The organism is Streptomyces sp. NPDC005070 (assembly GCF_053600395.1).
Genome location: NZ_JBSFZS010000101.1, coordinates 22,462 through 29,141 on the forward strand (window position 1 = coordinate 22,462; position 6,680 = coordinate 29,141).

The 6,680-nt window shown below is 65.8% G+C and carries 7 protein-coding genes, 1 tRNA gene and 1 pseudogene; 5 read left to right on the plus strand and 4 right to left on the minus strand.

Annotation, left to right across the window (positions count from 1 at the left end; all coding sequences use genetic code 11):
- Positions 1 to 44 precede the first annotated feature (44 nt).
- The 3 genes from ACWEBX_RS28185 to ACWEBX_RS28195 all read left to right on the plus strand — a co-directional run bounded on the left by ACWEBX_RS28185 (position 45) and on the right by ACWEBX_RS28195 (position 2,676).
- Positions 45 to 1,124: a DUF1152 domain-containing protein gene (locus ACWEBX_RS28185; protein WP_451887610.1), complete on the plus strand. Its 1,080-nt coding sequence runs from the start codon at positions 45 to 47 to the stop codon at positions 1,122 to 1,124.
- 149 nt (positions 1,125 to 1,273) lie between these two features.
- Positions 1,274 to 1,906: a hypothetical protein gene (locus ACWEBX_RS28190; RefSeq protein WP_451887603.1), complete on the plus strand. Its 633-nt coding sequence runs from the start codon at positions 1,274 to 1,276 to the stop codon at positions 1,904 to 1,906.
- A gap of 311 nt (positions 1,907 to 2,217) precedes the next feature.
- Positions 2,218 to 2,676, plus strand: a complete 459-nt coding sequence (locus ACWEBX_RS28195; RefSeq protein ID WP_451887604.1) for a hypothetical protein — start codon at positions 2,218 to 2,220, stop codon at positions 2,674 to 2,676.
- A 273-nt stretch (positions 2,677 to 2,949) separates the two neighbouring features.
- On the opposite strand, the gene ACWEBX_RS28200 is transcribed toward ACWEBX_RS28195, so the two are convergent.
- A complete protein-coding gene (locus ACWEBX_RS28200; protein ID WP_451887605.1) occupies positions 2,950 to 3,546 on the minus strand; it encodes a hypothetical protein in 597 nt (198 codons plus the stop codon).
- Between the two features lie 74 nt (positions 3,547 to 3,620).
- On the opposite strand from ACWEBX_RS28200, the gene ACWEBX_RS28205 reads away from it, so the two are divergent.
- A tRNA-OTHER gene (locus ACWEBX_RS28205) sits at positions 3,621 to 3,714 on the plus strand.
- 166 nt (positions 3,715 to 3,880) lie between these two features.
- Here the strand turns inward: ACWEBX_RS28205 and ACWEBX_RS28210 are convergent.
- Positions 3,881 to 4,288 carry a hypothetical protein gene (locus ACWEBX_RS28210; protein ID WP_451887606.1) on the minus strand — a complete coding sequence of 136 codons (408 nt, stop codon included), beginning with the start codon at positions 4,286 to 4,288 and terminating at the stop codon, positions 3,881 to 3,883.
- A 130-nt stretch (positions 4,289 to 4,418) separates the two neighbouring features.
- Positions 4,419 to 4,775 (minus strand): hypothetical protein, encoded by a 357-nt coding sequence (locus ACWEBX_RS28215; protein WP_451887607.1) that lies wholly within the window; start codon positions 4,773 to 4,775, stop codon positions 4,419 to 4,421.
- A 973-nt stretch (positions 4,776 to 5,748) separates the two neighbouring features.
- On the opposite strand from ACWEBX_RS28215, the gene ACWEBX_RS28220 reads away from it, so the two are divergent.
- Positions 5,749 to 6,291, plus strand: coding sequence for an isochorismatase family protein (locus ACWEBX_RS28220; protein WP_451887608.1), 543 nt, complete (start codon positions 5,749 to 5,751; stop codon positions 6,289 to 6,291).
- Positions 6,292 to 6,305: 14 nt separating this feature from the next.
- Here the strand turns inward: ACWEBX_RS28220 and ACWEBX_RS28225 are convergent.
- Positions 6,306 to 6,587: pseudogene (locus tag ACWEBX_RS28225) on the minus strand (transposase); the annotation flags it as partial.
- Positions 6,588 to 6,680: the final 93 nt, after the last annotated feature.

The window sequence follows — 6,680 nt, forward strand, 5'->3', positions numbered from 1 at the left end:
TGAGTGGCCAGCAGGGGAACCCGTACGCTGCGAGGGTGACCCGCTTGATCGTGGCAGCAGGAGGAGGGGGCGACGCAGTCGCCGCCGCAATGCTCGACGCAGCCCTCTACGGGGGTGGCGACAGCCCGGCGGTGATCCTCACGTACGCGTGGGACCGCCTCTTGATCGACCCGGTGCCGGGACCCCGAGGGCCGGCGAACTTCACGGGCCTACGTCCTCTCACGCGAAGTGTCTGGACGGTCCCGGCCGATGCGAAGCCCATCGCCCCCGCGGGGTCGACACTCCCTCGCCTGGCAGCCGAGCTCCCCCACACCTTCGCCCTGATCGATCCCATGCACGGTGCTGAGGGCGTCACCCGCCAGCTCGAAGAACTCATCGAGCACCTGGCCCCCGAGTCCATCGACCTCCTGGACGTGGGCGGCGACATCCTCGCCAAGGGCGACGAACCCACTCTCCGCAGCCCGCTGGGCGACGCCCTCACGCTGGCCGCGTGCTGCCAAGTCAACGCGCCCGTGCGGCTCTTGGTCGCCGGGCCCGGCTTGGACGGAGAGCTCTCAGCCGAGCTTCTGGCCGACCGAATGGGCCCGCCGACGCTGACGCTCACGGCTGAGCACGTCGAACCGATCAGCTCGGTTCTGGAGTGGCACCCGTCCGAGGCGACGGCGATGCTGGCGGCCACAGCCCGTGGGGTACGAGGCCTCTGCGAGGTCAGGGACGCCGGCCTACCGGTCCCTCTCACCGACGAAGGCCCCACCGTCCACGAAGCGGAGCTGGACGAGGCTCTCGACCGTAACGAGCTCGCACGCGCCATCCTCGCAACGGAGACCCTCGCTGAGGCGGAGCAGTACAGCCGCGAGGTCTGCGGATACTCGGAGATCGACTACGAGCGCAACAAGGCCAGTTGGCTCGGCAGCCAGCCGGAACAGAGGCTCGACCCGGAAGCCGTGCTCGGCTGGCTCGACCAGTTCGAGGCCCAGGCTCGCGACCGTGGCATCACGCACACCACGTTCCGCAGGATCACCGAAGCCCTCGGCCTCAACGGCGAGCAGCGCCAGGACCTCAGAGCTCTACTGCTCAGCAGCCGTCCGGAGCAGTACGAAGCCCCACTGTGGCGCATCGCGTGAGAGACGATCACAGACTTCCAGCCGCCGCCGACCTGCCCAATCCCCGCTCAACGCTCACCCGAACCAACTGGGCTGCGCTCCAGCATGCTTACGGGCCAGCCACAGATGCACCCGAGATCCTGACCGCGCTACTGGATACAGACCAGGGTGTGAGAACCAAGGCGCTGGACAATCTGTTCGGCATCCTGCACCACCAGGGCACGGTCTACGAGGCGACGGTACCCACAGCCCAGTACGTGGCTGCGATCCTGCCCAATCCTCGGACAACACTTTCGGTCGACAAGACCCACCGATCCTTCCCCGGATGCATACGCGCCGATTTGCTGTCTTGGCTCGGATCAGTTGCCGACTCAGTGACCGACGCGGTTGATGAGGTAGGCCAACGGCTCGGGTTCCCTCTCGATGACCACCCGCCCGCCGTAGCTGTACGCGAGATGCGACCACTGCTGTTCTCCGCCGCTTTCCGCTACGTCGACGACACCGACCGCGCGGTGCGCGAAGGGGCAATAGCAGCATGCATCCCACTCCTCGACGATGTCCGGTTGCTGCACCACCGAGCAGCCCTGGTGCCCCTGGTCCGCCAGGTGCTCGGAGCCAGCGAGCTCTGGCAGCACCGTGAACGGGCCATCGATGCCCTCGACGCCTGGGGCGAAAGCTCCGCAGGACTCGAGGGCCAGCGGAATCCTTTCCTGTTCTGCGACACCGACCTGTCGCCGGACTGCACCCCATGGCATTCAGCCGCGAACGGCACCGAAGGATGGTCCGAAGATCCGCAGTTCTGACACGACCGGCCCACGATCACCAGGCTCTGCCGGCCGTTGAGTAACAACCGGGTCCGCCGCACGATCGGGTGACATCTTGTTCTGCCAGGTCTTTAGCGTGGGGTACCCGAGACCACATGAGGTCGGTGCAGCCTAGCGACTGGACTGTTAGCGACTCCGAGAGGTCGCCTGCAGCCGATGCGGTTGCTGTACTCCTGTGCTGTACCGCACGGTCGCTGACCACTGCTCCAGCCCTTGAATCAGCGGTGGTGCAGCCTGCGTCCTACCTTGCGGGGTTCCCTGAGCGATCCAGTAGCACTACGGTGCCGCTCGTGAACTGGGGGACACAGATCAGCACGGTCATCGGCGCCATGCTGGGCATCGGCGCTACCTTGCTCGTCGATCGCGTGCGGTACCGCCGTGATCATGCGAGCCGTGTTCAGGATGTACGACGAGATCTCTACACCAGGTACCTCACGGCTCTGACCGAGAGTTCGTCTTCCTTGCGGCTGATCATCCTGCGGGAGGCTGACCCAACTGTCCGCTACCAGGCTGCCTTGGATGCCTTTCGAGACTCCTCGGTGCTCACGCGGCGCTATGAGATCAATCTGCAGGCACCGGCAGCAGTCAAGGAGAAGTCGGATCGCGTGTACCGACTCTTGCGTCAGTGGCGAGATCTGCTCGATACGAGGCCGGACCTCTCCCTGGCCTCAGCGGAATACATCGAAGCTCTTGATCAGTTCCACGAAGCGCGTAAGGACCTCCAGGCCGTAATGCGCGAAAACCTCTGATATGGGGCACCGTTGGCCCCGCAGTCAGTGGAGTTTGGCTGGAGGCCAGCTGGTGGGGCGTTGTTCATCGCTTGCCGACCGTGCCCCGCCCCCAACGCAGGCTTCGAACTCTGGCCTCATCCTTATCAGGTCAATCACCACGGGGCGGCGGCCTTGGTTAACCGGCCGTGGCCTCGGGCTGACCGTCCGCCGAGGTTCAACGCTGATCGCTGTTGTCCGGGCCTGTTGGTGTCAGCTATTGGTGTCAGGTGACAGGAGCCTCGCGGCGCCACATCAGAACGGCTTGAAGGTCGGCTGTACGGGGCCGATCTCACCGTTGGCGACCATTTCCTCTAGGTCTTCAGGTTCCAGGAACTCAAGGTCTTCCGGTTCGATGCCGTGGTAACGGTCTACGTCAAGCAGCTGCCGTGCGAACGTGAGGGCGAAGCTTGAGAACGGACTATCGAAGGTCTCGCAGCCCTCCTCGTGGACCATCGTGACGACCTTCCACCGATCTGGGTCCGGGTCGCAGGGCAGGAAGAAGTGCTCGTCGCCGCTGTAGTCGTATCCCCAGGAGATCAGCCCACCAGGTGCAGGATGAAAGGGGTACGGCATGTGCCCGGAGTCGCCGCGGCTAAGGGCTCTGTCTCGGCGCGCGGTGAACGTCTGATGCGTCTTGCGCATGCGCGTAAGGAGCGGGCTCGATCCGGTGGGGTGGAAGACAACGAGCTCGCCAGACATGACCCCGCTGCCGTAGGCATTCAGAAACCTCTTGTGGTCGCTGGGCAGCGCGGAGCCGATGTACTGCTCGACTTCGTCCCAGTCGGCCGGGTTCAGTTGCCGGTGGGCAGGAGCCCCCAGAAGGGCCTGCAACTCATCCAACGAGGACATGCACTGCTCCAAAGCTGGCCAGAGGTGATCTGCGCCGCCAACTTTATGGTTCAGCCGTCTGCCTGCCACGCCGAGGTCAGTGGAGTCTCGACGGGCGAATCAGGTGGTACACGGTCTTGAAAACCGTCGTGGCGCGAGTCACCGTGGGTTCAAATCCCACACCCACCGCACGTGATCGGCCCCTGACCAGGTAATCAGTCAGGGGCCGATCCGTTGCCCGATGCCCGTGAGTGCCCGCGGTTCACCGTTGTTGCCCGCTCGACCGGGCACGACTGGGGCACGACACCTGTGATCCGTAGCTATGGTGCGAGTGGTCCATGGGCGGGCCAGGTCCCTACCGCCTCGCCCACCGCCGCAGCTTCCCCACGGCGTGCGTCTTGTGAAGTCGGCTGACCGAGATTTCGTTCGTGTCTGTCATGAACGCCGTGATGGGGGTCCATCGCTTGTGTCCCCTGGGCGTCGTCCATCTGACCGCCGGGAAGTCCGTGATCCCTGTGATGCTCTCCCGGGCGATCACTCGCGTGCGCAGGTATCCATGTACCACCAGCGTCCCGTGCTCGCACCTCACACCGAGGCGGTAGCCTCTGAGGGCGACCACCGCAAACCCGATCAGGGCCAGGCAAGCCACCAGTCGCGGAAGGGTGCCGCCGGCCTGCGCCAGGTACGCGATGGCCACGACCGCCGGGATCACCCCGGGAGCGCTGTTCACGACACGGTTCACCCTCCACGGCAGCAGCTCCATGACACTCCTCATCTGGCACCAACGGCGGGTCGGCGAGCCTACAGGCAGCGAACCGTGCCCGGACGACAGCACCATTTGGGAAGATCGAGCCGGTAGCCGACCGTCGTGGCCGCGCTTCCGTCAGCGAACCTCAAGGCCGCAAGTCCTCACCCTGTGGATCAAAACAGACCAATTCGTGACTCCGGGCCAGTTGGGCAGCGTATTCGGAGACTTCCTCGGCCTGGCTGTAGGACATCAGCAGGTACACCATGGGTCCGGACGCCTCGGAGATCAGCGGCGGGGACGCCCACGGACTCTTGTAGCCGTCGTGACTATCCTCGGGATAGCGCTCGATGAGTGCCTCTACGTACCTCTCGATACGCGCAGACGGTGGTACGGCAACCTCTTCCGACTCCAGGTAGCGCTCATACAGCTCGTCGTAGACGGAGCCCGCTTGGATGTCGTCGAGCGGGGGCTCTCCCTCCCAAACGGCAAGATCGTAGGTCATGCCCGAATGATCGCAGTCGGGGTTCTCCATGGCGACAGCCGAACCAACGCCCAGCCGGATGACTTCTCCAGCCCACCACTCACCCCAGCTCCCATCCCGTCTGCCGTCGACCCACACGTCTGTGGAGCGGGCGTGGTTCAGGGCGTCAAGGTGGAGCGCCCTGCCGGACGAACGACCTTGACGCCCTGGGCCGCGACTGCTCGGCTCTGCCTGGGTCGATGGCAGACGGGATGGGAGCACCCCGCCCCCGCCACACTCCGCCGGCACGCGCGGACGGCGCCCCCGCCATCTCGGAGGGGGCGGATGGCACGCGGAAAATCTCTGACGGCGCAGTTGCTGCAGGCGTACCGGGATGCTCCCCCGCACCCGGCCTCATCCACGACAAGCACGACCTCGCTCTCGCCCCTCAGCATTGGAATCGATCCTGACGGCATCCCCTCCACACGCGCCAACGGCCAGGGCGCCGACATCATCTGGCCGCGGCCCGACGGAAGCATGGTGATGATCGAGGCCAAGAGACACCGGAGGGGACCCGACCCCGGGGCAGCATCGTCGAACACCCTGATCCCCCAGCCCCGCGGCCCGCACCCGCCGCCGCCGCCGCCGGGAAGCGTGCAGCAGCCGCGCCTCCCTGGCCCACCCGCTCCTCCTGCGCGGCGGCCGACCTCGCAGGCCCGGCCGTCCCCAGCCGGCCACTGCCGCGCGCTGGCCGGCCGGCGCGGTCGGCCGTTCCGACTCATGGGCTCGGTGTCAGGACGGCGGTCCCGCCAACAGACCGCTGAGCACCTCGGCCTGGTACGACACTCGCAAGGCGAGCGGGCGCGCCAGGTGCCGCATCTCATCCGCTGGCCACTGGACGCGCCCCACAGGCGGCTGCAGGACTAGGCCGTTTCGTTTAGATCACGGGGACTCGTTGTTCCTGGGCCAATTTTGCCTGTCCAAGGTGCGGGGTCGAGCCGGATAGGCTCGGGTGATGCCGAAGACAGCACTGCTCATCATCGACATGCAGACTGCTTTGTTGAGCGACGCCTATGACGTCGAAGCTTGCCTGCGCACGGTCGCCGACCTAGGCGAACAGGCCCGCTCCGCTGGTGTGCCGGTCATCTACCTGCGACATCGGCTCCATGACGTACCTGCTGGCCTGATCGACGTCCATCCAGCGGTGGCACCCCAACTGGGTGATGTCGTACTGGACAAGGACAGCGCGGACTCCTTCCTCAACACCGGGCTCGGTGATCTGCTGGACGAGCAGGCGGTGTGCCGTGTGATCGTCACCGGCTTCGCCACCGAATACTGCGTTGACTCCACCAGCCGCGGCGCGCTCTCACGTGGCTACGACCTTGTGCTCGTCTCGGACGGACACACCACGCCGGAACGCCCTCCCGGTGCTGCGCTGTCGGCCGCTCAGGTCATCGCCCACCACAACACGACCTTCTCGGCCATCCAGTACGCCGAGCGCTCAATCACGGTCGCACCAGCTGCGCGCGTCCGCTTCGGTGCCGCACTAGCGAGTTGAGGAGAGCGTCCGGATCATCGGGCGGACCAGAGGAAGATGCCTGCGATGTGGAGTCCGGCCAGGTAGATGGTGGCGGTCTTCTCGTAGCGGGTGGCGAGGCCGCGCCACTGCTTCAGGCGGTTGATGCACCGCTCGACGGTATTGCGCTGTTTGTAGGTCTCGCGGTCGAAGGCCGGTGGCCTGCCGCCGTGGCTGCCGCGACGCAGTCGATGTGCTCGCTGGTCGGCGGGGACGGGGATCACCGCCCGGATGCCGCGCTTGCGCAGGTGCTCGCGGATCACGCGGGATGAGTACGCCTAATGGGAGGCGAAGGCCGGCGAGTGTTGGCCTTCGTGGGCGCGAGTCGAGCCTTTGAGTATGCCCGGGCCTGAGAGCTCTGTTGACAAGAC

Bases quoted from the DNA above. Each gene is read 5' to 3' on its own strand.
- ACWEBX_RS28220 (WP_451887608.1), top strand. From the start codon at position 5,749: ATGCCGAAGACAGCACTGCTCATCATCGACATGCAGACTGCTTTGTTG.
- ACWEBX_RS28200 (WP_451887605.1), bottom strand. From the start codon at position 3,546: ATGTCCTCGTTGGATGAGTTGCAGGCCCTTCTGGGGGCTCCTGCCCAC.
- ACWEBX_RS28210 (WP_451887606.1), bottom strand. From the start codon at position 4,288: ATGGAGCTGCTGCCGTGGAGGGTGAACCGTGTCGTGAACAGCGCTCCC.
- ACWEBX_RS28215 (WP_451887607.1), bottom strand. From the start codon at position 4,775: ATGACCTACGATCTTGCCGTTTGGGAGGGAGAGCCCCCGCTCGACGAC.